The sequence below is a fragment of the Fimbriimonadaceae bacterium genome, assembly GCA_019454125.1.
Lineage (GTDB): Bacteria > Armatimonadota > Fimbriimonadia > Fimbriimonadales > Fimbriimonadaceae > JALHNM01.
Genome location: CP075365.1, coordinates 921,844 through 945,101, shown reverse-complemented (window position 1 = coordinate 945,101; position 23,258 = coordinate 921,844). Strand labels below are relative to the sequence as shown.

Annotated in this window: 28 protein-coding genes; 11 read left to right on the top strand and 17 right to left on the bottom strand. The window is 60.9% G+C overall.

The genetic code is table 11. The annotated features are described in order from the left end of the window. Positions 1–70: 70 nt before the first annotated feature. Positions 71–2,068, top strand: coding sequence for a hypothetical protein (locus KF733_04720; protein ID QYK56787.1), 1,998 nt, complete (start codon positions 71–73; stop codon positions 2,066–2,068). A gap of 318 nt (positions 2,069–2,386) precedes the next feature. On the opposite strand, the gene KF733_04715 is transcribed toward KF733_04720, so the two are convergent. Genes KF733_04715 through gap form a run of 4 tightly spaced genes read right to left on the bottom strand, consistent with a single transcriptional unit; the run spans position 2,387 to position 4,652 of the window. Next, on the bottom strand, positions 2,387–2,704 hold the full coding sequence (locus KF733_04715; protein QYK56786.1) for a hypothetical protein: 318 nt from the start codon (positions 2,702–2,704) through the stop codon (positions 2,387–2,389). Further along, positions 2,685–3,107 (bottom strand): flagellar export chaperone FliS, encoded by a 423-nt coding sequence (gene fliS / locus KF733_04710; GenBank protein ID QYK56785.1) that lies wholly within the window; start codon positions 3,105–3,107, stop codon positions 2,685–2,687. The genes KF733_04715 and fliS overlap by 20 nt, the downstream gene beginning before the upstream one ends. A 38-nt stretch (positions 3,108–3,145) precedes the next feature. After that, a complete protein-coding gene (locus tag KF733_04705) occupies positions 3,146–3,586 on the bottom strand; it encodes a hypothetical protein (GenBank protein ID QYK56784.1) in 441 nt (146 codons plus the stop codon). A 55-nt stretch (positions 3,587–3,641) separates the two neighbouring features. After that, positions 3,642–4,652 (bottom strand): type I glyceraldehyde-3-phosphate dehydrogenase, encoded by a 1,011-nt coding sequence (gene gap / locus KF733_04700; protein ID QYK56783.1) that lies wholly within the window; start codon positions 4,650–4,652, stop codon positions 3,642–3,644. Positions 4,653–4,794: 142 nt separating this feature from the next. On the opposite strand from gap, the gene KF733_04695 reads away from it, so the two are divergent. Further along, positions 4,795–5,268 carry a hypothetical protein gene (locus tag KF733_04695; protein QYK56782.1) on the top strand — a complete coding sequence of 158 codons (474 nt, stop codon included), beginning with the start codon at positions 4,795–4,797 and terminating at the stop codon, positions 5,266–5,268. 73 nt (positions 5,269–5,341) lie between these two features. Here KF733_04695 and rpsI read toward each other — a convergent pair whose 3' ends face one another. From rpsI to KF733_04650, 9 genes are all read right to left on the bottom strand, one after another. Beyond that, the gene (gene rpsI, locus KF733_04690) at positions 5,342–5,737 is read right to left on the bottom strand and encodes a 30S ribosomal protein S9 (protein ID QYK56781.1); all 396 of its coding nucleotides are present in this window, start codon (positions 5,735–5,737) and stop codon (positions 5,342–5,344) included. After that, entirely contained in the window at positions 5,734–6,174 is a 441-nt protein-coding gene (rplM, locus tag KF733_04685; GenBank protein ID QYK56780.1) for a 50S ribosomal protein L13, read from the bottom strand. Before rplM ends, rpsI begins: the two co-directional genes overlap by 4 nt. A 22-nt stretch (positions 6,175–6,196) precedes the next feature. Beyond that, positions 6,197–7,000, bottom strand: a complete 804-nt coding sequence (truA, locus tag KF733_04680; GenBank protein ID QYK56779.1) for a tRNA pseudouridine(38-40) synthase TruA — start codon at positions 6,998–7,000, stop codon at positions 6,197–6,199. Beyond that, on the bottom strand, positions 6,987–7,436 hold the full coding sequence (rplQ, locus tag KF733_04675; protein QYK56778.1) for a 50S ribosomal protein L17: 450 nt from the start codon (positions 7,434–7,436) through the stop codon (positions 6,987–6,989). The genes truA and rplQ overlap by 14 nt, the downstream gene beginning before the upstream one ends. A 15-nt stretch (positions 7,437–7,451) precedes the next feature. After that, the gene (locus KF733_04670; protein QYK56777.1) at positions 7,452–8,438 is read right to left on the bottom strand and encodes a DNA-directed RNA polymerase subunit alpha; all 987 of its coding nucleotides are present in this window, start codon (positions 8,436–8,438) and stop codon (positions 7,452–7,454) included. Positions 8,439–8,444: 6 nt separating this feature from the next. Further along, positions 8,445–8,837 carry a 30S ribosomal protein S11 gene (gene rpsK, locus KF733_04665; GenBank protein QYK56776.1) on the bottom strand — a complete coding sequence of 131 codons (393 nt, stop codon included), beginning with the start codon at positions 8,835–8,837 and terminating at the stop codon, positions 8,445–8,447. Next, the gene (gene rpsM / locus KF733_04660; GenBank protein QYK56775.1) at positions 8,837–9,214 is read right to left on the bottom strand and encodes a 30S ribosomal protein S13; all 378 of its coding nucleotides are present in this window, start codon (positions 9,212–9,214) and stop codon (positions 8,837–8,839) included. Before rpsM ends, rpsK begins: the two co-directional genes overlap by 1 nt. Before the next feature lie 8 nt (positions 9,215–9,222). Beyond that, the gene (gene rpmJ / locus KF733_04655; protein QYK56774.1) at positions 9,223–9,336 is read right to left on the bottom strand and encodes a 50S ribosomal protein L36; all 114 of its coding nucleotides are present in this window, start codon (positions 9,334–9,336) and stop codon (positions 9,223–9,225) included. A 121-nt stretch (positions 9,337–9,457) separates the two neighbouring features. Continuing rightward, positions 9,458–10,411, bottom strand: coding sequence for a proline iminopeptidase-family hydrolase (locus KF733_04650; GenBank protein ID QYK56773.1), 954 nt, complete (start codon positions 10,409–10,411; stop codon positions 9,458–9,460). A 98-nt stretch (positions 10,412–10,509) separates the two neighbouring features. Here KF733_04650 and KF733_04645 point away from each other — a divergent pair, with 98 nt between their 5' ends. Further along, positions 10,510–11,364, top strand: a complete 855-nt coding sequence (locus KF733_04645) for a radical SAM protein (protein ID QYK56772.1) — start codon at positions 10,510–10,512, stop codon at positions 11,362–11,364. 2 nt (positions 11,365–11,366) lie between these two features. Here KF733_04645 and KF733_04640 read toward each other — a convergent pair whose 3' ends face one another. Together KF733_04640 and KF733_04635 are read right to left on the bottom strand one after the other, a co-directional pair. Further along, complete coding sequence (locus KF733_04640; protein QYK56771.1) at positions 11,367–12,530, bottom strand: class I SAM-dependent rRNA methyltransferase; 1,164 nt, start codon at positions 12,528–12,530, stop codon at positions 11,367–11,369. Next, complete coding sequence (locus tag KF733_04635) at positions 12,527–13,423, bottom strand: hypothetical protein (GenBank protein ID QYK56770.1); 897 nt, start codon at positions 13,421–13,423, stop codon at positions 12,527–12,529. Before KF733_04635 ends, KF733_04640 begins: the two co-directional genes overlap by 4 nt. A gap of 209 nt (positions 13,424–13,632) precedes the next feature. On the opposite strand from KF733_04635, the gene msrB reads away from it, so the two are divergent. Then, positions 13,633–14,073 carry a peptide-methionine (R)-S-oxide reductase MsrB gene (msrB, locus tag KF733_04630; protein ID QYK56769.1) on the top strand — a complete coding sequence of 147 codons (441 nt, stop codon included), beginning with the start codon at positions 13,633–13,635 and terminating at the stop codon, positions 14,071–14,073. Positions 14,074–14,153: 80 nt separating this feature from the next. Further along, positions 14,154–15,140 carry a proline racemase family protein gene (locus tag KF733_04625; protein QYK56768.1) on the top strand — a complete coding sequence of 329 codons (987 nt, stop codon included), beginning with the start codon at positions 14,154–14,156 and terminating at the stop codon, positions 15,138–15,140. On the opposite strand, the gene KF733_04620 is transcribed toward KF733_04625, so the two are convergent. Further along, the gene (locus KF733_04620) at positions 15,096–15,545 is read right to left on the bottom strand and encodes an acyl-CoA thioesterase (GenBank protein ID QYK56767.1); all 450 of its coding nucleotides are present in this window, start codon (positions 15,543–15,545) and stop codon (positions 15,096–15,098) included. The genes KF733_04625 and KF733_04620 overlap by 45 nt on opposite strands. 16 nt (positions 15,546–15,561) lie before the next feature. Continuing rightward, positions 15,562–16,218, bottom strand: a complete 657-nt coding sequence (locus KF733_04615; GenBank protein ID QYK56766.1) for a hypothetical protein — start codon at positions 16,216–16,218, stop codon at positions 15,562–15,564. 95 nt (positions 16,219–16,313) lie between these two features. On the opposite strand from KF733_04615, the gene KF733_04610 reads away from it, so the two are divergent. The 6 genes from KF733_04610 (at position 16,314) to KF733_04585 (ending at position 23,255) form a co-directional block, all read left to right on the top strand. Next, the gene (locus KF733_04610; protein QYK56765.1) at positions 16,314–17,063 is read left to right on the top strand and encodes an ATP-binding cassette domain-containing protein; all 750 of its coding nucleotides are present in this window, start codon (positions 16,314–16,316) and stop codon (positions 17,061–17,063) included. Next, positions 17,056–17,952, top strand: a complete 897-nt coding sequence (locus KF733_04605; protein ID QYK56764.1) for an ABC transporter permease — start codon at positions 17,056–17,058, stop codon at positions 17,950–17,952. The genes KF733_04610 and KF733_04605 overlap by 8 nt, the downstream gene beginning before the upstream one ends. A gap of 23 nt (positions 17,953–17,975) precedes the next feature. Continuing rightward, positions 17,976–19,085 (top strand): peptidoglycan DD-metalloendopeptidase family protein, encoded by a 1,110-nt coding sequence (locus tag KF733_04600; protein ID QYK56763.1) that lies wholly within the window; start codon positions 17,976–17,978, stop codon positions 19,083–19,085. A gap of 44 nt (positions 19,086–19,129) precedes the next feature. Next, positions 19,130–21,646, top strand: a complete 2,517-nt coding sequence (locus KF733_04595; protein ID QYK56762.1) for an NTP transferase domain-containing protein — start codon at positions 19,130–19,132, stop codon at positions 21,644–21,646. A gap of 176 nt (positions 21,647–21,822) precedes the next feature. Further along, positions 21,823–22,551: a polysaccharide deacetylase family protein gene (locus tag KF733_04590; protein QYK56761.1), complete on the top strand. Its 729-nt coding sequence runs from the start codon at positions 21,823–21,825 to the stop codon at positions 22,549–22,551. Between the two features lie 47 nt (positions 22,552–22,598). Further along, positions 22,599–23,255, top strand: a complete 657-nt coding sequence (locus KF733_04585; GenBank protein ID QYK56760.1) for an HD domain-containing protein — start codon at positions 22,599–22,601, stop codon at positions 23,253–23,255. Positions 23,256–23,258: the final 3 nt, after the last annotated feature.

The window sequence follows — 23,258 nt, the reverse complement described above, 5'->3', positions numbered from 1 at the left end:
TCCTTTTTGGTTTCGGGCCCGTACTACTTCAAAGAGAGTGATGGCCATGCATCATAGAATCGTCCTCCCGGTGAGTCGCGCCATCGGTATTGCCAGCCTGCTGTGCGTAGCGATGTTGGCTGGTGCGCAGAACTACAAAAAGATCGAGCGCTTTGATCAGAAGCGGACCGCACCTGCTTCGGTGGTCGATACGCTGACGTTCCGCCCCCAGGTCCTCAAGCAGATCAAGCAGCCGCCCTTCCCGCCTATGAACCCGGACAGCCGAAGGGTGCTCAAGCCGGGAACGCCGAACAACCTGGTGCCGGGCACGGCGCTGAGTGATTCCAGGGCGCGGGGCCTGAAGTCGTTCCCCGGCATGGACCAGCTCGGCTGGTACCCGCCGGACCCGCAGATCGCGGTGAGCAGCACGCACGTCGTGCAGGTCGTGAACTCCAGCATCGCCTTCTTCAATCGCTCCGGCGCGCTTGAGTTCCAGCAGACGTTCGACGCTTTCTTCGCAGGTCTCGGCGCGAGCAACTACCTCTTCGACCCGAAGGTCTTCTACGATTCGAGCTCGAAGCGGTTCTTCGTGATCGTCCTCGACGTCGACTTCGGCGCGGTGGAAAGCCATTACCTGATCGCCTGTTCGGACGACGAGAACCCGAACGGCCGCTGGAACCGGTACCGAATCGACGACCTGCTCGAGGTCGACAACAACAAGTTCTGGCTCGACTATCCCGGTTTCGGCTTCAACAAGGACGCGATCGCGGTGAGCGGCAACATGTTCGCCTTCGACGAGGGCGAGACGTTCGTGCAAGCCCAGCTCCTCAATAAGAACGAGCTGATCAACGGCGGGCCCGTCACCGTCAGCCGGTGGGTCGATAACGAAACCTTCACCATCCAGTGGGCCCGCTCGGTCGATACCACGGATCCGCGCATCTATGGCGCCTCCATCGACTTCACTTCCTCCACCCAGATCCGCGCCTATGCCTTCCGCGGCATCGGTTCGGACACCCCGGAGCTGGTCTACACGTTCTTGAACGTGCCCAACTACCGGTTCGTCGGCGGCGCGCCGAGCGCGGGCGGCCGACGCCAGGACACACTCTCCGGCCGCATCGTCGACGCTGGCTACAACAACGGATCCCTCGTGGCGGCCCATACGACCACCCTTTCCGCGACCAAGAACGAGGCCGCGGTTTCCTGGTACGAGTTCCGAATGGCGGGCTGGCCGGATTCGGGCCAGCGCCCCAGCGTGCGCCAAAGCGGCGTAATTGGGTTCGGCAACGGCGTCCACGCCTATCAGCCGGGTATCGGCATCAACAAGTTCGGCGAGATCGGCATGATCTTCACTCGCAGCAGCGCGAGCGTCTCTGCCGACGTGCTTGTCACCGGGCGGCGCGCGAGCGACCCGCTCGGCACCATGGCCGCGCCCATTCAAGTTGCCACCAGTTCCGGCCTCCAGCAGAACGGCTCCCGGTGGGGCGACTATTACTCCGTCTCGATCGACCCGGTCGATGGAAAGACGTTCTGGGGCAACGCGCAGGTGAATAACCCGCGCGGTTGGGGCACGGTCATCCATCGCTGGAACCTTGCTCCCGCGGGCGGCATCAACAATGCGGACTTCGCTCGGCCGGACAACGTGCGCATCTTCGAGGGAACGCTGGCGAGCGGCACCCTGGCCTCGCTCCGCGAGGGTGATGGGAACACCTACCAGGTGGACTCCTTCCAGCGGCCCGACCGGAGCCAGTACGTGCGCGTCGAGCTCTCCTACGACTCGCCCTACAGCGCCGCGGAGGCCAAGGACATCAATGTCTACCTTCGCGCTTTCAACGTCCCCGGCAAGAACCCGACCGGCACCGTGTTCCTCTGGAACTACGCGACAAAGAAATGGGACTTTATCAAGTCCTTCACCACGACGGGCACGTCGGCGGACTACAAGATCCAGTTGGTCGGCACGGCGAAAAACTACATCTCGTCCAAGCGGATGAAGGTGCAGTACCGGGTCCACGACCCTGTGCGGCGCAACGGCGCGAGCCCGACTCCGTTCCGGATGCGCGCGGACACCGTTCAGGTCGAAGTCACCCGATAACGGGGCCGACCAGGCCCTCGGTTTCGGGTGATAGCGCCCCCCTCCCCAAGCTTGGGGAGGGGCCGGGGGAGGGGAAGCGGCTTCTAAACCACCCGCTTCTTTGCGGACGCGGTCAGGCGACTTCGGAGAGATCGCGTCTGGTCAAAGTGACTTTGCGGCGCGTCGGTGGCTGAGCATCCCTCACCCCCCAGCCCCCCTCTCCCTCGGAAAGGCGAGGGGGAGCCCGGATCCCCCCTCCCCAAGCTTGGGGAGGGGGGCTAACGCGGGACAAGTCGAAGAAGACGCCAGCCTAAGTCGGGCCGGCGTCTTCTTTCGTTTTCAGGCGGCCTTCTTCGGGGCCTCGCCTTTGTAAGCCTTTCGGGCGGTCCGAGTCTTGCGCTGTCTCTCCGCCTTTTCCGTGAGGGCCGCTTTTTCCTGGCTCCATGTCTCGATCAACTCATTCCCTTTCGCGGTGGCGGCAGCAACGACTTCGATCTTGACAGCCTCGGAGTTGGCAAGGCTCTCGATCGTCTCCCCGCGCTGGGTCAGCAGGTCTTCGACCGCGTCCAAGTCGCCGTTTCGCCAAGCAATCTCAAGCTCGTGCGTAAGGAGGAGCAGTCTCTCGGCGCCCGATTTTTCAAGCGGCACGTTGCTCAAGCCCTCCCTTTCGCGTCTGCAGATCAAGCTCGCTCCAGGCCTCGCGCAGCTGGCTCAGCACATGGACGGTCTCGTCCAGGGCCTCTTCGCGCCGCTCAATGTTCGCCATCACGAGCCGGTCGTAACAAAAGGCGTAGAGGGCGAACAGGTTCTGGGCGACTTCACCGCCCTTCTCCATGTCCAAGCAGGCCATCAGTTCGCTGACAATTTTCTGGGCCTTTTGCAAGGCCTGGTTCTGGGCAAAGGCATCCTCCTTCCGCATGGCCTGTCGGCCAGCTTCAATGAAACGGAATGCGCCGTCGTAAAGCATCACCACGAGGCCGAGAGGGGTTGCCCCTTCGATCGCGGTCTTTCGGTAGGTGTCGAGATGGGAGCTTCCGTACGCCAAGATCGCAGACTCCAAGGGAATTGTCGGGCAGTCGAGCCCGGTCTCACACCCCTTCAGCCACTTGGCGGATCGTTTCCTTCATGCCTGGCGGGAAGGAAGAGGGCGGCGATGGCCGCCACCGCCAAAAACCAGGCTAGGGGCACGATCCAAGCCCACCTCTCCGGGTACTCGGGCGCCGGGAGTCGCTCAGAAAAACGGCCCAGCATGGTGCTTTGGAGTCTCAGATACATGAACACCGCCGAAGCCATGCCCCCGCCGAAGAAGCCGCTGGCACCGGCCAAGCCGAACTTCCTGGTCGCGATGATGCCGAAAACAACGGCAGGAAGACACCCGGCCAGGGCGATCTCGAGCAAACCCTGAACTTTGTACTCGGGAAAGGTGAGCCAGGGCCAGACCGTAAGCCCGTAGGTGATGAAGCTGCCGAGGCCGATCGTCGAGCAACCCTTCATGAGGCTGCCCTCAAAATCGGCCATCTTCTTGGCCGGCTCGGTCAAAGGCTCGTCAGTCTGGAGTGGCTCGAAAGGCACTGGCTCCTTTGCGTCCTGGCTTTTATAGGCCCTTGTTCGCCATGAACTTAATGAGGTCCGCGATGCGGCAGGAATAACCCCACTCGTTGTCGTACCATGCCACGCACTTGACCATGTCCTCCAGGGCAATGGTATCGGCCGCGCTGAAGATGGAGCTGTGCGGGTCTCCTTGCAAGTCGCTGGAGACCAGCTGCTCCTCGGTGTACCGCAAGATGCCCTTCATCTTGCCCTCGGCATATTCCTTCATGGCCGCATTGATCTCCTCGACCGAGACGGCCCGGCTAAGCAGCGCGGTAAAGTCGACGACCGAGACGGTGGGCACAGGAACGCGGAACGCCATTCCCGTAAACCTGCCCTTGAGCTCCGGGATCACGAGGCCGACGGCCTTCGCCGCTCCAGTGGAGGACGGTACCACGTTGAGCGCGCCCGACCGCGAATCGCGGAGGTCTTTCTTGACCGTGTCCACGAGCGCCTGCGAGTTCGTGTAGGCGTGGACCGTTGTCAGGAGCCCCTTTTGCACGCCGAACTTGTCGTGCAGGACCTTGGCTACCGGTGCAAGGCCGTTCGTCGTGCAACTTGCGTTGGAGACGACGTGGTGCTTCGCGGGGTCGTAGACGTCTTCGTTCACGCCCAACAAGAGGGTCGCGTCCTCGTTCTTCGCGGGCGCCGAGATGATGACCTTCTTGACGCCACGTTCGCGGTGCGCGGCCGCTTTGGTCGCGTCCGTGAAGACCCCGGTGGACTCCACGACGATATCGACGCCCACCTTGTCCCAGGGGATCGAAGCCGGATCCTTCTCCTTGAAGACGCTGATGTCGTAACCGGCCACCTGGATCGAATCGTCGTCGAAGGTGACGTCGCCGCGATAGTTGCCGTAAACCGAGTCGTGCTGGAACAAATAGGCGTTCGTGGTGACTTCGGTCAGGTCGTTCAAGGCTACGACCTCGATGTCGTCCCGGTACCTCTCGATGATCGCCCGTAGCGAAATCCGTCCAATCCTGCCGAATCCGTTGATGCCGACCCTGACCGCCATACCAACCCCATTTTAACCGAGCCGCCTTTGGCTCGGCTGACCGAACAATACGGGCCGCCGTGCGTCTGGGCCTATTGCGGCGCTTGGCTACGGTGCCGCGGAGACGCAAATGACATTTCTCAAAACTGCATTCGCTTCGGCCGTGCTCGCTGCGGCTGTCGTCGCGCCAGCCCAAGACAGGTTCATCGAAGGGGCTCGGGGCGCGGGAGTTCTCGTGAACGCGAACCGCGAGGCCACCGGCGAATTCATGTTCACGGTCGCCCGCTTCGTCCGCGAAGGGACGGAGCTCGTCCAGGGCAACCTGGCCTATCGCGGCCGGTCGGAGTCCGGCCCCGTCCAAATCGAAGGTCGCGCCATGCGCCTTGCCATCAACAGCCGGACCCTTGTGGCAGAGTTCACCGGCCCGGCTGTCGCCGTCGTCAACACGAACTCGGGCCTGCGCCGGTTCGAAGGGACTTACTCGGTCCGCGTCCAAGACCGACGAGTGTTCGGGGTCGGGGATCCCGACACGTTCGCGGTCACGTTTACGAGCCGCGAGTTTCAATATTCCACTCGGGGTTTGGTCGGTCGCGGCGACCTGGTGGTCCGCGCGCCCCACTCCGTGATCGCGAACTGAGCAAAGAAAGGTGCCTGCCAAATCTGCTTGGCAGGCACCGACCCTGCTGACGGGCGAAACGCCCGACCCTTTCTTAACGCTTGACGAACTGGAAGCCGCGCCGCGCCTTCTTGCGGCCGTACTTCTTTCGTTCCTTGACTCGGGCGTCCCGGGTGAGGAAACCGCCGGATCGCAGGTTCGGCCGAAGGCTCTCGTCGTAGGACAGGAGCGCGCGGGCGATGCCAAGGCGGACAGCGCCGGCCTGACCCGTGACGCCACCACCGCGGACCTTCGCACGAACATTGAACCGACCATCCATCTCAAGATGGTTCAACGGGCTCTTCACGAGGATTTCTAGGACAGGCCGACAGAGGTAGGCATCGAACTCGCGGTCGTTAATCATGATCTGACCGTCTCCCGGCTCGAGCCAAACACGGGCGATGGCGCATTTGCGGCGGCCCGTTCCGTAGGAAAGCGCTTTCTTGCTCATGGTTGCTGGGTTATGTTGAGGGGCTCAGGGTTCTGCGCCGCGTGCGGATGGTCCGGGCCGACGTAGACCTTCAACTTCTTGTAGGTCGCCTTTCCAAGCTTCGTCTTGGGCAACATGCCCCAGATCACTTTTTCAAGGAGCTCTGCGGGTTTCTTTTCGAGGTAGTCCTCGCGGCTCATATTGCGGATTCCGCCCGGGTACATGGTGTGCCAATAGATCAGTTCCTTGCCCTTGGAACCAGTCCAGACCGCCTTCTCCGCATTGGTCACCACGACGAAGTCGCCACAGTCCATGTTATAGGTGAACGTGGGCTTGTGCTTTCCGCGCAGAACCTGTGCCACCTGTGACGCCAGACGACCGATCGGGACGCCCGTGGCGTCTACGACGTACCACTTGCGCTCTATGGTCGACGGCTTCGCCGTGTATGTCCTATTCATTGCCTTTCCTTATCTTCCTTTCCTAATCTTCTCGTTCTTCAAACCGTCCCCGCTGGTCGCGGGGTCTTTTTCCATATGAAACTTTCATGAGGCAGAGCCCGGAGGCTGGCAAGACTTTCGGTCGGTGCTCGGCGTCCCCGCTCTGCCGCGCGGCGAGCAGTCTCGGGACTGAGTCCAGTCCGCGCCGCCCTCGGCCGATCTCCCAAAGCATTCCCGAGATGCGTCGCATCATTCCCCTCGCGAAGGCGATCCCGACGACATCGACCCAGACTTCGTCGCGCACGCGGCGGACCAGCAGGCTCTTCAGCGTCCGCACGGTGTTCTCCCCCGGCTCCAACTCCTGGGTGAAGGCGAGAAAGTCGTGCTGTCCCACAAGCTTTCCGGCCGCTACGATCATGGGCTCCAGTTCAAGCTCGCGCCCATGGTGGAACACATACCTGGCCCGGTGCGGATCGCGCGGCCCGCAAAGGATGCGGTAGCGGTACCACCGGTCCACTGCCCAATGTCTCGCGTGGAACTCCCGCGGCACGTCCCGTGCCTGGGTCACCGCGATGTCGGTCGGAAGCAGATCGTTCAGCGCCCGCGGCAGGTTCCGCGCGGGAATGCTGGACGGCGCGTCGAAATGGCAAACGGCGCCCTTTGCGTGGGCTCCGGCGTCCGTGCGGCTCGCTCCCGTCACCTCAGTCTCCTCGCCGGTAATCCGGCGCACTGCTTCTGTCAATGTGCCGTGGACGGTCCTCCGTCCACGCTGCGGCGCCCAGCCGCAGAAATCGGCCCCGTCGTACGCGACGACGAGCTTTATTCTTTTTCTGTCAGTCCCGGACAAGTTCCAGGACGGCCGTTTCGGCGGCGTCGCCCCTTCGCGTTCCGGTCCGGGTCAGGCGGGTGTAGCCGCCGGGCCGGTCTTTGTAAAGTGGCGAGACGTTCCGGAAAAGGTGGTTGACGAGATCCTCCCCGTTGATCAGGCTGTTGGCCTTCATGAACTCCAGCTTCTCGGCCTCGGTCTTGCCCAGCAATTCTTCCGGCATCGCGCTGGAGCGGCTGTGGCCGACGAGGATCTGCCGCGCCTTTCGTCGGGCGTGGAGCGTGTCTTCCTTTCCGATCGTGATGAGGCGCTCGACGATGCGCCGAAGCTCTTTGGCGCGGCCCATGGTCGTGTGGACATACCCGACCCGGACGAACTGGCGGGCCAGGTTCGTCAGAAGCGCGCGGCGCTGGTCGCTCGGCAACCCGAGCTTTCGTCGATCAACCTTGTGTCGCATTTTTCCGTGAGTCCCTTAGAAATCGTCCTCGTCGTCGAGAAGGTCGAGGTTGATGAAGCCGCCTTTGGCCGCTTTCAACTCGATCCCGTGTTCCTGGAGTTTGTCCCGGACCTCGTTGAGCGACTTCTTGCCGAAGCCTCGGATCGAGGTCAGGTCGACCTCGTTCACAGCGGCAAGCTGGCGGAGCGTCAAGATCCCGGCGCGGCGCAGGCAGTTGAACGTGCGCTGGCTGAAATCAAGCTCCTCGATCTTGAGTTCGGGAACATTGGCGAGTTCCGGCGCGAGGTCTTCCTCGGCGCCGATGAGCACGTCCAAGCCGGCATTGCCGAGCTCGAAGAACATGCGGAAATATTTGTCGAGGATGTGCGCGGCCTGGGTGACGGCGTCGTTCGGTGCGCAAGCTCCGTTGGTCCAGACTTCGAGCACGAGCCTCTCATAGTCGGTCCGCATTCCCACGCGGGTCGGTTCGACCGTATAGTTGACCTTCCTCACGGGCGTGTACTGGCTGCCCGTGGGGATGATCCCGATCACGCCCTTATAGCGCTCGTGCCGCTCGGGCAGGACATAACCGGTGCCCCAGCCGATGTAGAACTCCGCGGTGAGGTTCGCCTTCGGGTCGCTGATCGTCGCGATATAGGCCTCGGGGTTGACGACGCTGAGTCCAGGCGGGCACTCGACGTCTGCACCCGTGACCCGGCCGGGGCCTTTGACGTCGAGGCGGATGACGCCTTCTTCCGGCGGCGCCCCTTCGAACTGCCATCGGATGGCGAGGTCTTTCAGGTTCAGCAGAAGCTCGTTGGTGTCTTCCTTTACGCCCGGGATCGGGGCGAACTCGTGGAAGACCTTGTCGACTTTGATCGCCGTGACGGCCGCGCCCTGGATACTGCTCAGCAGCACCCGGCGCAGGGCGTTGCCGATCGTCTGCCCATAGCCGCGTTCAAGCGGCTCGAGGACGAACTTCGCGTACTCTTGGTTGATATCGAGGGTCTGGATAAACGGCATGTGTCGTTAGACCCGGCGCTTCTTGGGGGGCCGGCACCCGTTGTGTGGAACCTTGGTGATGTCGCGGATCGAGCGGACTTCCAACCCAGTGGCGTTCAGCGAGCGGATCGCGGTCTCGCGTCCTCCGCCGGGGCCGCTGACATAGACGTCGACGCTCTCCATGCCATGGTCCTTAGCCTTGTTGGCGCACTTTTCCGCGCTGAGCTGCGCGGCGAACGGCGTGCCCTTCCGGCTTCCTTTGAAGCCGACGTGGCCGCTGCTCGCCCAGCACAAGGCGTTGCCTTGGGGGTCCGTGATCGTGACGATCGTATTGTTGAACGACGAGTGGATATAGGCGTGGCCGTGGGCGACCTGGCGCTTGTCCTTTTGCTTCCCGCGGGTCGTGGGCTTCCTTGCCATTACTTCTTAGCCTTCTTCTTCCCGGCGACGGTCTTGGCCTTGCCCTTTCGGGTGCGGGCGTTGCGGCGGGTGTTCTGGCCGCGCGTCGGCAGGCCGCGGCGGTGCCTCAGCCCGCGGTAGCAGCCGATCTCGATCAGGCGGCGGATGTTCGAATAAATCTCGCGGCGAAGGTCGCCCTCCACCTCGTAATCCTGCTCGATCAGGTTGCGCAGGCGGCCCACCTCTTCGTCGGTGAGGTCGCGCACCTTCTTGCGCGGGTCGATCCCCGTCTGCTGCAAGATCGCGTTGGCGCGATAGGGGCCGATGCCGAAGATGCTTTGGATGCCGTAGTAGGCGCCCTTGTCGCGCGGAAGGTCGACGCCGGAGATACGTGCCATACCCCTCCTTACCCCTGCCTCTGCTTGTGCTTGGGGTTAATGCAGATCACGCGGACGACTCCCGCCCGCTTAATGATCTTGCACTTGTCGCAGATCTTCTTCACGCTCGCGCGTACCTTCATAAGTTCGGTGTTCCTACTGGGAGCGCCAGAGCCGACAAAAACGTCGCTATGCCCAGCGCGATCTGCGACTATACCAGAACCTGGCCCGTCCTTAGGTCTCCGGGGACTCCACCTGTCCCCTTTACGACTGGCCCAAAAACCCATTGACCACCTCAAAGTAGATTTGCTTCTCCTCGAGCCAGGGCCAGTGGCCGCTCTTTTCGAACACGTGGAGCCTCGAACCGGGAATCAGTTTGTGCATCTCGTAGGCCACCCTGGGAATCGCGACCTGGTCGTGCCGTCCCACGCAGATGAGCGTCGGCACCCTCAAGTCCTTGAGGCGGCCACGCGGGTCGAACCGCTTCATGGTGCCGGCGACTTTCCACTCAGGATCGTCGCCGAGCATCGCCAGGTAGACCTCTGGGTTGAACCGGTCCTGGGGGTCGCCCGAGTCGAAGAAGACCGGAGGTCTCGTGTCGTCGTAGGTGTAGACCCCTTCGAGGCACGGCCCATAGAGGTCGGTGTATTCGTCCGCGCTGCTCTTCACCCCCCGTTTTCGCATCTCCATGAGCTTCGCCCATTTTTCGGGAGATTGGCGCTGGGCGACCGCGTTGCAGGAATCGATGTTCTGCTGGAACCCGTTCGCACTGTGAAGGGTGTCGGAGAGCACCAGGCGGTCAAGGTGCTGTGGGTACTTGACGGCATAGGCGATCGCCGGCATGCCTCCATACGAGTGTCCGATGACGGTTATCCGCTCGACCCCTAGGTGCCTGCGCAAAGCCTCGATGTCTTCCGCGTCACGTTCCACCGTGTAGCCGCTCGCGTCCTTCAGCCGATCTGACCGCCCCCGGCCGATGTTGTCGAAGAAGACCACCGTGCGGCCCTTCAATTCACGGTCGAAATAGCCGTGGAAGCTGGAGTGCCCGGATCCCGGCCCTCCCGCGACTAATACCACGACCGGGCCCTCACCGCTCTTCTCATAGTAGAGCCGGCCGTCGGCAGTCTCAACGTATGCGCCATGACCGTGGCCCGGGGAAGAGATCGCCTCCTGGGCGGGGGCCCCGAGCGCGAGAAGCGCGCAGAACAAGCTCGTCACGGCGTTCAATTTACCGCCCCGGTGTCAGAATCGGCGTGTCTGCGTGATTTTTGGGACTATAGCCCTTCTTTGTCTACTAGTTCTCCTATAATGTCTACGTGAGTCAATTCGTCCTGGAGATAGTCGAGGAATCTTCCGAACTGCCTTCGACTAACGCGGTCAGCGTCTCGAACCGTTGGGTCGGGAAGATTTTGCACCCGGCCACCGGGCGGATCGACTCGTTCGACTACAGCCTCAATCCCTACGTCGGTTGCGCCTTTGCTTGCAGCTATTGCTATGCCGCGTTCTTCGTCAGCGACGATTTGAAGGCGGAGGAATGGGGCAAGTGGGTCGAGGTGAAGCGCAACGCTCTCGGGACTTTGCGGCGGGAGCGGCACCTATTGCCCGGCGCGAAGATCCTCTTGGGTTCGGTCACAGACTGTTACCAGCCGTTGGAGGCCCGGCTGAGGTTGACGCGGTCGCTTCTTGAGGAAATGGTCCAGGTCGCCCCGCAGCCGAAAGTGGTCGTCCAGACCAGGTCGCCGCTTGTAGAGCGAGACATAGACCTGTTCCGCAAGTTCACGGATATTCGAGTGAACATGACCGTGACCACTGACGACGACGAGGTGCGCAGGCGCTATGAGCCCAGTTGCGCCAGCATCGAGCGGCGGCTCGCCGCGATCACGATGCTCAAGCAGGCGGGGATCCAAACGGGTCTCAGCATTTCCCCGGTCCTCCCCGTGCGGAACCCCGAGCGGTTCGCCGAGATGCTCCGGGCGACCGGGGCAGACAAGGTCACAGCCGGCACGTTCCACGTGGGCACGAGGAAGTTCGCCTCGGGCACCCGCCCAGGGGCCCTCGCCCTTGCCGAAGAAGACGGCTGGACCGCCGAGCGGGCCCGCAACACGATTCTGACCCTACAGCGGCTCTTGCCGAACCTGCGAACTTGGGAGGAGGCCCGAAGGGCTGCATGACGTCACCCGCGGAGCCAAACGCACTTCAGATAGAGGGCTTCAGGGAAGTGGATCGGGGCGGGGTGGTCGAGGTCCTGGAGCGTGACGCGCTCAAAATAGAGTTGACGACCCCGGTCGCTCCCCGCGAGGCGGCAGGTCTCGACCGTCTCCGTCAGCGAGAGCTGGTACGAGCAGTTGCAGACGATCATACGCCCACCCGGCTTCAGTATCGGAAGGGCGTCGTGCACGAGCCGCCAGATCGCCCATTTGAGCGAGTTCCTCTTCGACTCGGTCTTGGCGATGGCAGGGGGATCGAGCACGATCCAGTCGTAAGGCCCGAGGGTGTCCGCTTTGAGCCAGTCGAACACGTTGGCTTCGACGAAGACGGCTTCAAGGCCGTTGGTCGTGGCATGTTCGCGGGCGGACTCAATGGCCGCGGTATGGATGTCTACGCCATAGGCCAAGGCTCCCGCCTTGGCCGCGTTCAGGGCAAAGGAGCCGGAATAGCAGAACGCATCCAGCACCTTTTGACCTGGCTGCACCGCCTCGCGGAACTGGCGCCGCGTTTCTCGTTGGTCAAGATAAAAGCCGGTCTTCAGGCCCTCCTTCAGCGGAACGATATAGCGAAGCCCGTTCTCGATGATCGGGATGGATTCGGGGACTTCGCCGAAGAGCAAGCCTGCGACCGGTTCGAGCCCTTCCTCCGCACGGCCCGCCATCTCGCTCCGCTCGTATGCACCCCTGGCCCCCGTCGCGGCCTGCAGCGCCGGCATCCAGAGGGGCTTCAACCGCTCCATGCCGAGAGAGCGGACTTGCACGATAAGCTGGTCGACATAGCGGTCCACTATGAGCCCGGAGAGTCCGTCGGCCTCGCCGAAAACGAGGCGGTAGGAGTCCGTGCCCGTGATGAGTTCCTTTCGCTTCCGCTCAGCCTCCTGGATCCGGCCGAAGAAGAAGGCCTCGTCGATCCTTTCCGCCTTGTCGAGGCTCAAGACCCGGAACAGGAACCTGCTCTGGGAGTTGTAGGTGCCTCTCGCAAGAAAGTCGCCGTCTGCGTCCACCAGGTCCGCGACTTCCCCATCGGCGACGCCTTCAGCACGGCACTCCCCGCGCTGGATCCACGGGTAGAAATTGCGGACCTTTCTTTCCTTCCCGCGCTTCAGGCGAACCACCGGTGTGCCACTCATATCGGTTCTTCCTCTTGTCGCGGGACGGGTTGCATGACTAAAAGTGCGCCCGGCTCGATCCGGGCTTCCACCGGCGTCTTTACCACGGGCTCGCCGTCGACCGCCACTCGCTTTGGGCGGCTCGTCTTGAACTTGAAGTTTTCCGTTCGGCCGTGGAACACGTCTGGCAGTTCGGTGTGCCGGTCGATCAATAGGGCCAAGAACAGCCGCAAGAGTTGTCCCCTCCCGGAGCCCGTGATCGCATATATTGTGAACTGTCCGTCGTTGCGTTGCGCGTCTGGGGCAACAACGAAAGGGCCCGCGTGCCGCCGCCCGACCCCTGCGACCACCAGGATCGTTTCGAACGTCACGGACTCGCTATTGAGCTCGATGGTCGCGTCGAACGGGCGCATTTCTCGCAGGGCGCGGAAGAACGCGCTCACGTATGCGAGTCGCCCTATCGTCCGCTTCTGCCTGCTGTCCAAGGAGTCCGCGATCGCTACGGGCAGACCGCAACTTATGAAGTTGACGAAGGTCCGACCTTCGATCACGCCGACGTCCACCGGTTGTGGGGTTCCGGTGGCCGCCACCTGCACGGCCGCTCGGACGTCGACCGGCAGCTCTAGGTCTTGGGCGAAGGCGTTTCCCGTACCGAGGGGAACGACCGCAAGGGCCGTGCCGGAATTCTTAAGGATCTGTGCGGCGAACCCCAGCGTTCCGTCCCCGCCGCCAACGAAGACATATGGATCCTTCTCGGCGATCGCGGCGCGCAAACCGGCCGCCAGCTCCTTGAGGTCCACGACCGCTTCGCACGTCTCCAGTGCAAGACCGAAGTCAGCGGCGGCAGAGGCAACCTCGCCTTTGGCCACGTGGCCTCTCCGGGACCGCGAGTTAATGAACGCTTTCAGTCCCATCGCCGCCCTCAGTCTGATCGGCTCGGGAAGACAACCTCGGGACATAGGCGCCGGACCGGTCCCAGAACCGCGCGGAACTCGCCCCATCCGAACTGCGTTCCCTGCCATTGGAGATGAAACTCACGGCGCCCCTTTTCGCATTAGCAACAATCGCAGGAGTTTTCGCGGCTGGCTACGCCACCCTCCCGAAGTCGCAGGTAAAAACCAAGATGCAGCAGGAAATCGTCAATTTGAACCAGGAAAGCCCGAAGCGCGAAGACAAGCTCGTGCTCTCGGACGAAGAGTGGCGCAAGCGACTTACCCCCGAGCAGTACCGAATACTCCGTGCCAAGGGCACGGAGCCGGCGTTCTGCGGCGTGAACTTAGAGAGCAAAGGCCCCGGCGTCTACCACTGCGTGGGGTGTGACCTGCCCCTCTTTCGGAACACGGAAAAGTTCGATTCGGGCAGCGGCTGGCCCTCTTTCTTCGAACCCATCACCAAAGACGCCCTTTGGTACAAGAGCGATAAGGGCTTCGGCATGGTGAGGACAGAGATCCTTTGCGCGCGGTGCGACGGTCACCTTGGCCATGTGTTCGAAGACGGGCCTCCGCCCAGCGGCTTGCGCTACTGCCTTAACGGCCAGGTCCTCAAGTTCGTCCCAGAAAAGTAAGAAGCTGGTAACGATTCGAGCGATATAGGGCCAGTAACTGCCTCCAAGAATCCCAGGCGAAGCGTAAACTGGCCCTTCTTATGCGCATCGACGTTGTCGACAGCCACACGGGCGGCGAGCCTACGAGAATGGTTTTCGGCGACCATCTGGGCTTGGCAGGCGACGCCATCCAGATACGGAACGAGCTGAGCCGTTCTCACGATTGGCTCCGTCGCACGCTTTGCCTTGAGCCGCGCGGCAGCGACGTGGCGGTTGGGGCGGTCGTGACCCCGACGGAGTCCGCGGAACCCGGCTACGACGTCGTCTTCTTCAACAACGTGGGCTACCTCGGCATGTGCGGCCATGGTCTCATTGGCGTGGTCGAGAGCCTCCGCTTCCTCGGACAGATCGCTCCTGGCCGGCACACGTTTCACACGCCGGCGGGCCGAGTCACGGTCGATCTGCTCGACGATTCCAGGGTCGAAGTGAAAAACGTGCCCTCCTATTGCTATCAACAGAGCGTGGTCGTCGACACAAGTCACGACCGCCCGGTCCTGGGGGACTTGGCCTATGGGGGCAACTGGTTCTTCCTCACGGACCATACGGACCACCACCTCGGCTCGATCAACGTTCACGACCTTCACGAGTTCAGCCTCGGGGTGCGGGCGGCCCTTTCGCGCGCGGGGCTGACCGGCCCAGAGGGTGAAGTCATCGACCACATCGCCCTTTTCGGTGCGCCGAGCGACAGCACCCTCAGCGCGCAGAACTTTGTGCTTTGCCCGGGCGGCGCCTTCGACCGCTCGCCCTGCGGAACCGGGACGTCCGCGAAGCTCGCCTGCCTCGCCGCGCGGGGCGACCTGCTCCCCGGTGAGGTATGGCGCCAAGAGGGCATTTCAGGGAGCGTTTTCGAGGCTTGGTATGAGCCGGCGGGCGAGAACCAGGTGACGCCCTATATTCGGGGCCGTGCCTTCGTCACGGCGGAAACGCGAATCAATCTGGATCCCGAAGACCCGTTCCGGCACGGCTTTCGTCTGAACTCGTCCCTAGGGTTGGTCGACCCTGGGATGCGCCCGGGGATCCCGCTCTAACATCGCGCGGATCTCGGGTGGGATCGAGACAGCCTTCATCTGCGATCCCACGAGTACGTGCCAGGTGTAACCTTCCGTGACCACCGTCCCTGACGACTCGTTGTAGACTTGGTACGCAAACCTCATCGCCGCGCGCTTGATCTCGGGCATCCAAACCCTTACCACGATCCAGTCGTCATACTTGACTTCACCCTTATAGCGTAAGTGAGCCTCTACAGCAGGCAGCCTATAGCCCATATCCTCCAAGCTCTTGTAGGTGAATCCACGGTCTCGGCACCAGGCCCCGCGCGCTTGCTCAAACCAATAAAGGTAGTTGGCATAGTAAGCGTGGCCCATCTGGTCGGTCTCGCCATAGCGGACGCGGATCCGCTCTTCCGTGAAGTAATCCGGAAGTTCGTCGTGCAACCCAGACTTCGACACGCTACCCTGGCCCGTCACCCAGATCATCCGGCAGTTCGACGTCGAACTTCTGTTCCTTGTAGTGGACCCACGCTTTCTTACCGTTTAGTTCGTAGGAGGCGCCCAAATAGCGGGTTTTATCCTCCGAGATATAAAACACGCTTTCGAACTTTTGGTCTTCCCGGACGAAGGAGAAATTGATGGTTTTTGCCTTCTCTCCCATCCATTCCCGGTCTTCGCCCATGGTGAACTCCGTCTCAATCCCAGCCGGTGGAGAGGCCCAGTACTTCTTGTTCTCCGTGCCCATTAGCCAAGAAAGGACGACGTCTCCTGTGACCTCCCAGCCCGGCATCACGTTTTCCCTTTCGATCGGCTCTTCGGCTTTCTCGCCACTCGAGGTGACGACGAGGACACGCTCCCCGTCGCAATAGTAATCCGGCGGAAGGCCGCTCGACACCGCGTCTGACCCTTCGCCCTTCACGAGCAGGAGCGTGAACCGGCGGCCTTTCTTCCACTTGAGCTCTTGCTCGAACCGTCCCGGAAAGAGGCCGCTGGAGTCCTGGTGGTCGATCTTGAGCGCCACGGAGCTTCGGGCTGCATAGGAATCGAGCACACTGAGGAAGAGGTCGCGCGCTTCGTCCCTAGGCGTGACCGCGAAGAGCACGAGTGCTGAAAGCATAGCCGAGCATACACCCTGTCCTGGCCCGTCCTGATTCTTGGACATGACCACACGTCCGGGAGACCTGGCAAGCGTTGACAGGTAGCATCGACAGCATGGGGCACCCGAATGGGGAGGGTGCGGCGGCATACATCCTCTTCCAGGATGTGGAAGTCGCCTACAACGAGATGGTCACGGGCCTTAGGGGCGTATCGCTCCGGGTCGAGAAAGGCGAGTTCGTATTTCTCTGCGGCCGGACCGGTTGTGGCAAGAGCACCCTGCTTAAGACCGTCACGCGCGAGGTCGAGCATACGGCCGGCACGGTGACGCTCGCCGGTCGCGACCTGGCGACCGTCAGACCGGCGGAGGTGCCTCTCCTTCGGCGCCAGATGGGGATCGTTCCGCAAGATTTTGGGCTGTTGCCGACGAAGAAGGTCTGGGAGAACCTGGGCTATGCGATGCGGGCCGTCGGAAAGACCCGGCGGGAAGTGCGGCAATTGGTCCCAGAGATCCTCGAGCGCGTGAACCTGCTGCACCGAGCCGACGCTTTCCCAGGGCAGCTAAGCGGGGGCGAGCAGCAGCGGGTGGCCATTGGGCGCGCCCTGATCAACAATCCGCCCCTTTTGCTCGCCGACGAGCCCACCGGCAACCTCGACCCGGCGCAGAGCGTCGAGATCACAGAACTGCTCTTGCAGCTCAACTTGCGGGGGACCACCGTGATTTTTGCGACCCACGACATGCCGATCGTGCGTATGGTCGATCGCCGGACCGTGACCATGGAGCAAGGGCTGATCGTCGACGATTCCGGCGCCACGGACTGCGCGTCCGACGCAGACCCGGCGCCCGTGGAGGTCGAGAATGCTTGACCGATTAGAGTTCTTGCTGGGTGAAGCGATGACGGCGCTACGCCGTAACGCGTGGATGACCTTCGCCGCGATCACAACAGCGGCCATGGCGCTCTTTCTGCTCGGTGGACTGGGTTACGCCTACCTGGGACTTGCCCACTTTGTCCAAGGCCTGGGCGATAAGAGCGAGGTCAAGATATTCCTTAAGGATTCGATCCCAACCAGCGAGGCGCGGGCACTACGGGCGAAGATCCTCGCAATCCCAGGCACACAAACGGTCAGGTTTGTCTCGCGCGAAGACGGCCTGCGCGAGTTCGCCAAGGACAACCCGAACGTCGACGTCAATGGACTCTTTAAGGATAATCCGCTTCCGAACTCCTACGTTATCCGCGTAAAGGACATCTCAAACTTTAATGGCGTGGTCGCCGCCTTAAAGGCCCTGCCTGAGGTTGAAAAGGACGGCGTAAAATTTGCGAAAGCCGAGCAAGACTTCCTTTCTAACGCGATGCGCGCCGTGCCATGGTTGGGCGTGACCCTTGGCGGAGTCATGTTGCTCACCAGCGGCGTCTTGATCTACAATGCCATACGGCTTACGATCCTGGCTCGACGGCGCGAGATTAGGATCATGCAGCTGGTGGGGGCGACACGGGGGATGGTTTGGACGCCAATGCTGATCGAGGGCCTTGTCCAAGGGGCGATCGGGGGCTTGCTGGCCGCCGGCATCCTGTGGGCGACGGACAACCTCGTGCAGTCGACCGTGGTCAGAAACTTCTCCGCCATGGGCGGCGGCCAACCTTTTCCTCTCAACCAGGCCCTTATCCTTCTCTCCGCAGCCGGTGCCGCCTATGGCTTGATCTGCTCGTCCATCGCCGTGCGAGAAACCGCAAGACCCACACGGAGGCCCCTCTGAAGAAGGCCCTTGCCCTGCTCGCAATGGGCGCCCTGGTGGCTGCGACCTCGCCCGAATCGGCCATCGCCCAAAGCACCCAACTCAAGTCGCGCGGACTGAAGACCCGGCTTTCTTCGGTCCAGAAGCAGGCCCAGGGCGTGCGCGCGGAGCTTAAGGAGAAGAAGAAGCAGGTGTTCCAGGTGGCCGAGGACCTGCGTCAGCTCGACAGCCAGATGACGACCCTGGAGGAGAGCCTGGCGAACACTCGCGACCAGCTTGAGAAAGAGCGGAAAGAACAAGCCGCGCTCGTCGAGCAGCTGCGGCAGGGCGAGGTAAAGCTTGAGGAGAAGCGGATCATGGCCGCGCGGCGCATCCGTTCCATGTACATGTCTTCGAATGAGACGGCCTTATCCCTCCTGATCGGCGCACGCACTCTTTCCGATTTCGCCTCCCGGCAAGCGCTGCTCGAACGCATCGCACATCGAGACCGCGCGCTCTTTGAGGAGGTGAAGATCCTGTGCGAACAGGTCGCGGCTAAGAAGAAGGTGCAGGATGCGCAGGTCTTGCGGATCGCCAAGCTGGAAAGCACCCAGTCGGCCGAGCAGTCTCGACTTGACGCGGTGAAAGCTAGGAAGGCGACGGCCCTCGGCCGGTTGCGCAACGAACGCAACGAGCTCGAAGACGAACTCGCCGCGATGGAGAGGACGAGTAAGGAGCTGCAAGCCCAGATCCTTGCTTTCCAGACTCAAAACCAAGGGCGGTTTGAAACGTACCGAGGCGGCTTCCGTTCGCCCGTGAGTGGCCGGCACACCAGCGGCTTCGGCTACCGCATCCACCCGATCACCCACACTCGGCGGCTCCATACCGGGGTCGATATCGCTGCCCCCACCGGCACCCCGATCTATGCTGCGGGCTCAGGCGTTGTGATCTCCGCCGGTTGGCGCAACGGTTACGGCAACGCGGTCGTGATCGACCACGGTGGCGGCCGGTCCACCCTCTATGGCCACTGCTCGAGGCTCTTTGTGCAAGAGGGCCAGAAAGTTTCCGCCGGGCATCACATCGCCGCCGTCGGCTCCACCGGCTTCTCAACCGGTCCCCACCTGCACTTCGAAGTCCGCATCAATGGGGTGCCGGTAGACCCCCGTGGGCGTTAGCCCTCCAGTGGGACCTCTGGCCCGCCCTCGGCGATAATCAATCCGTGGTGGAAAGCCCTGTCAGGAAAGCTGTGGTTATGGCCGGCGGTGAGGGCTCGCGATTGCGACCACTAACCGCTAACCGTCCCAAACCTTTGGTTCCAGTGGCGGGGCGCCCCATCATGGGCCATATCCTTTCGCTCCTCAAGACTCACGGGGTTTCAGACGTGGTCGGGACACTTTGGTATCTCGCCGACGAGATCGAGAATGAGTTTGGGGATGGCACGGACTACGCCCTTAACTTATCGTATGTCACCGAGGAGATGCCTCTCGGGACTGCCGGCAGCGTAAAGCTGGCTCAACCCCTACTCGAAGATGGCTCTTTCTTCGTCATTTCTGGAGACGCATTAACCGATTGCGACCTGACTAAGGCAGCTTTACACCATAAACAAACGGGGGCCCTCGCAACTATCGTCCTCACCCATGTCCCTAACCCTCTAGAATTTGGCATCGTTATAACAGAACCCGGTGGAAGAATAAAGAGGTTCCTGGAAAAACCGGCGTGGTCGGACGTCTTTAGCGACACCGTAAACACCGGTATCTATATTCTGGAACCAGAGATCTTCCAGCATCTTCTTCCGGATACCAACTGTGACTGGAGCCGCGACATATTCCCACGCCTGTTGGAAATGGGAGCGCCACTCTATGGTTACATCATGGACGACTATTGGTGCGATGTCGGCACTATTGCGCAGTACATGGACGCCCAACAACAGGTCTTGAGCGGCAGCATCGGGATCAAGCCGGTTGGGGAGGAACTCCACCCAGGGGTCTGGATAGGCGAGGGCACGGTCATCGACGACGAGACCCAACTTGTCCCGCCGATCTGTGTCGGGAGAAACTCGCGGATAAAGAGACGTGCTCAAGTCGGTCCCTACTCGGTTTTGGGGGACAATACTTTGGTCGAAGAAGGTGCGGTTGTCGAACGCAGCGTCGTCTGGGATTCTTCCTACTTGGGGATGGACGTTAAAGTCAAGTCCGCTACCATCTGCTCACGTGTCACGATAAAACGAGAGTCGCAGATTCAAGAGGAAGCCGTCATTGGCGACCGCTGTCTCATTGACGTCGGCTGTACGATAAGGCCACGCATAAAGGTTTGGCCGGACAAGCTCGTCGAGCGGGGCTCGACCCTCACGATGTCGTTGGTGTACGGGAATCGCTGGCGCGGCTCCCTCTTTCGCGATCTCGGCGTAGCCGGGATCAGCAACATCGAGATCACACCTGAGTTCGCCACACGCTTCGGTCTCGCCCTCGGAACCGTTCTTCCCCCTCGCGGAAACGTCGTCACAACCAGAGACTCTTCTCGCAGTTCGCGGATGATCAAGCGCTCAATCATTGCGAGTTTATTGAGCACGGGATGCAATGTAATCGACCTTCGCGGTTCCCCCGTGCCCATCGCGCGACACTACATTCGGGCCGCCCAAGCTGTCGCCGCGGTCAATGTTCGGAAACTGCCTGGAAACGCGAGGTTGACCCTTATGGAAGCGTTCGACGGCGCCGGGGGCTATATTCCGCAGAACCTAGAACGTAAGATCGAAGCCGCATTCTATAGAGAAGAGTTCCAGCGGGTCGATAGTGACGAACTCGGACTTATCGATGTCGCTACCGGAGCAGTTCAAACTTATAAGAACGATTACTTCGCGTTGCTCTCTGCCCATCCCATGCAACGTCGGCTTCGGCTTGTTCTGGACTACGGTTACAGTAGCATCAGTCCGATCTTTCCAGGTTTTCTACACGATATGAACGTCCAAGGCTTGAGCCTTAACGCGTACAACGATGCCCGACTTGCTCCGAGGTCACAGGAGCAGATCCAGTCTCACCTGGACAACCTGAAAGATATTGTGCCGTCTATCGGTTACGATTTCGGCGCACTCACCTTCAACGAAGGTGAAAGGATCCTTCTTGTCGATGACCGCGGACGAATCGTCGCGGGCACAACACTCTTTGCGGCACTGTGCCTTCTCATTGCCCGAACCCATGCCGCACCCACGTTGGTGATGCCGGTCACATCGCCCATTGCGCTCGAGAGCCTCCTGGTTAAAGAAGGGGCGACTGTCATACGATCAAAATCCACGGTTCGCGATCTTATGAACACTGCCGCAGTTGAGAATGCAGACCTGGCCGGAGACGAAACGGGAGGGTTCATCTTTCCTAAGCTGCATCCTGGCTTCGATGCTATTTTCGCACTCGGCCTCCTTCGCGGGATGCTCGAAGAACTGTCTGTCAAACTAAGCGATATCGTGGATGTTCTCCCCGAGTTTCACTTGGCGTACCGCCAGGTGCCCTGCAATTGGGATAAGAAGGGCATGGTGATGAGAGTGCTCGCCCAAGAGGTCAGCGGCTCGAGCGAGGTCGACCTTCTCGATGGCATAAAGATTTATGACCACAGCTCATGGGTGCTGGTCAGGCCCGATTCGTTCGAGCCTGTCTTTCACCTCTTTGCGGAGAGCCCCGACTATGCGGGAAGCCTCAGCAAGGTTGCGGAGTTCGCAGGGAAAATAGAGCGCTTAGCAGGATCATGATAAGGCTCGCACTTCCCCTCGCCAGTTTTCTAAACATCCTGCAGGCGAACCATTCTGAGTCGCGACCCTCAATGGTGCCGGTAACGGGAGTCGCGTCGCCTGCCGTTTCTGCACCGCGCGTCACGAATCGCAAAGCGAATCCGAGTGGGAAAGTCCCCATTCTTATGTATCACCGGGTGGGCCCGGTCGAGCAATACATGGTTCGCTCCTACAGCAATTTTCGAAAGGATCTCAAGACCCTTTACGATCTCGGGTTTCGTCCCATCACCCTTGCGGAGTATGTCGACAACTCCTTCAGCATTGGCCCAGGCGCCTCTCCTGTCGTCATAACCTTTGACGATTCGTCAGAATCGCAGTTCTTTTACACAAAGTCGGGGGCCATCTCTCCCAACAGCGCCGTGGGGATTTGGAAGAGTTTTGCTGATCAATACCCCGATTTCCCTGTTAAGGGGACGTGGTTCATCCTTCCGAATGGCCCCTTCGGGACTAAGTCGACCGGCAAGAAGAAGGTGGAACAACTTATCTCCTGGGGAAGTGAAATTGCGTCCCACACGATGACCCATAGACCGCTCGACAGGTTAACCGATAATGAGGTCAAGCAAGAAATGGCTCGGTCTATCGTCTACATCAAGGGCTTGACGGGTAAAGCTCCGAGAACTATGGCTCTGCCCTATGGCAATATTCCCAAGAACCGCTCCCTTCTCCACGGGTTTACTCTTGACAATAATAAGTATTGGTTTGATGCGGTCGTCCTCGCCGGATCCGGCGCGGCACCCCCGCCGAACAATCCGAACCGGAACCTGAAGCTCTTGCCACGGATCCTCGCCTATCCGGGCGAACTCGGCGTAACCTACTACCTCGACCGGGTGAGGTCCGGTGCCTACAAGCCCCTCGTCGTCGAATGAATCCACCTAATACCCAATCCGTAGGAGAAGCACGCGGCCCACGCCTTGTGACCCTCAAGGAGGTCAAGGCAAATCCTCAAGTCCGCCACCTAATTGACGGGGCCAACGCATTGCTCTCGTCCATGGGTTATACAGAGCATGGGCATAGGCATGTGGGCATTGTTTCGAGCATTACCCGTTATATCCTGGAAAACATTGGAGTCCCCGACCGAGAGGTGGAACTGGGGATGATCGCCGGTTACCTACACGACATCGGCAACGTGATCAACAGGCACGACCACCCGATCTCAGGCGCCAATATCGCTTATAACATCTTGAACGGCATGGGCATGCCTCCGGAAGACATAGCCCCAATTCTTGGTGCAATTGGCAACCATGAGGAGCTTCTTGGCACACCCACAAGCACAATTGGAGCCGCACTCATCATTGCGGACAAGAGCGACGTCCACCGGTCTAGGGTGCAGAACCCGATTATGGAATCGTTCGATATTCATGACCGTGTTAACTATGCGGTAACCAAAAGCCGGGTGGAGATGAACCAGGAGACAAAGGTTATAGGGCTTGTGCTCGAACTCGATTCCCAGTTTGCAAGCGTGATGGAGTTCTTTGAAATCTTCCTCAGTCGAATGGTTATGTGCCGGAAATCCGCTGCCATCTTCGGGTACCGCTTTACGCTGTCAGCTAACGAAACCCTCTTAGAATAGCGT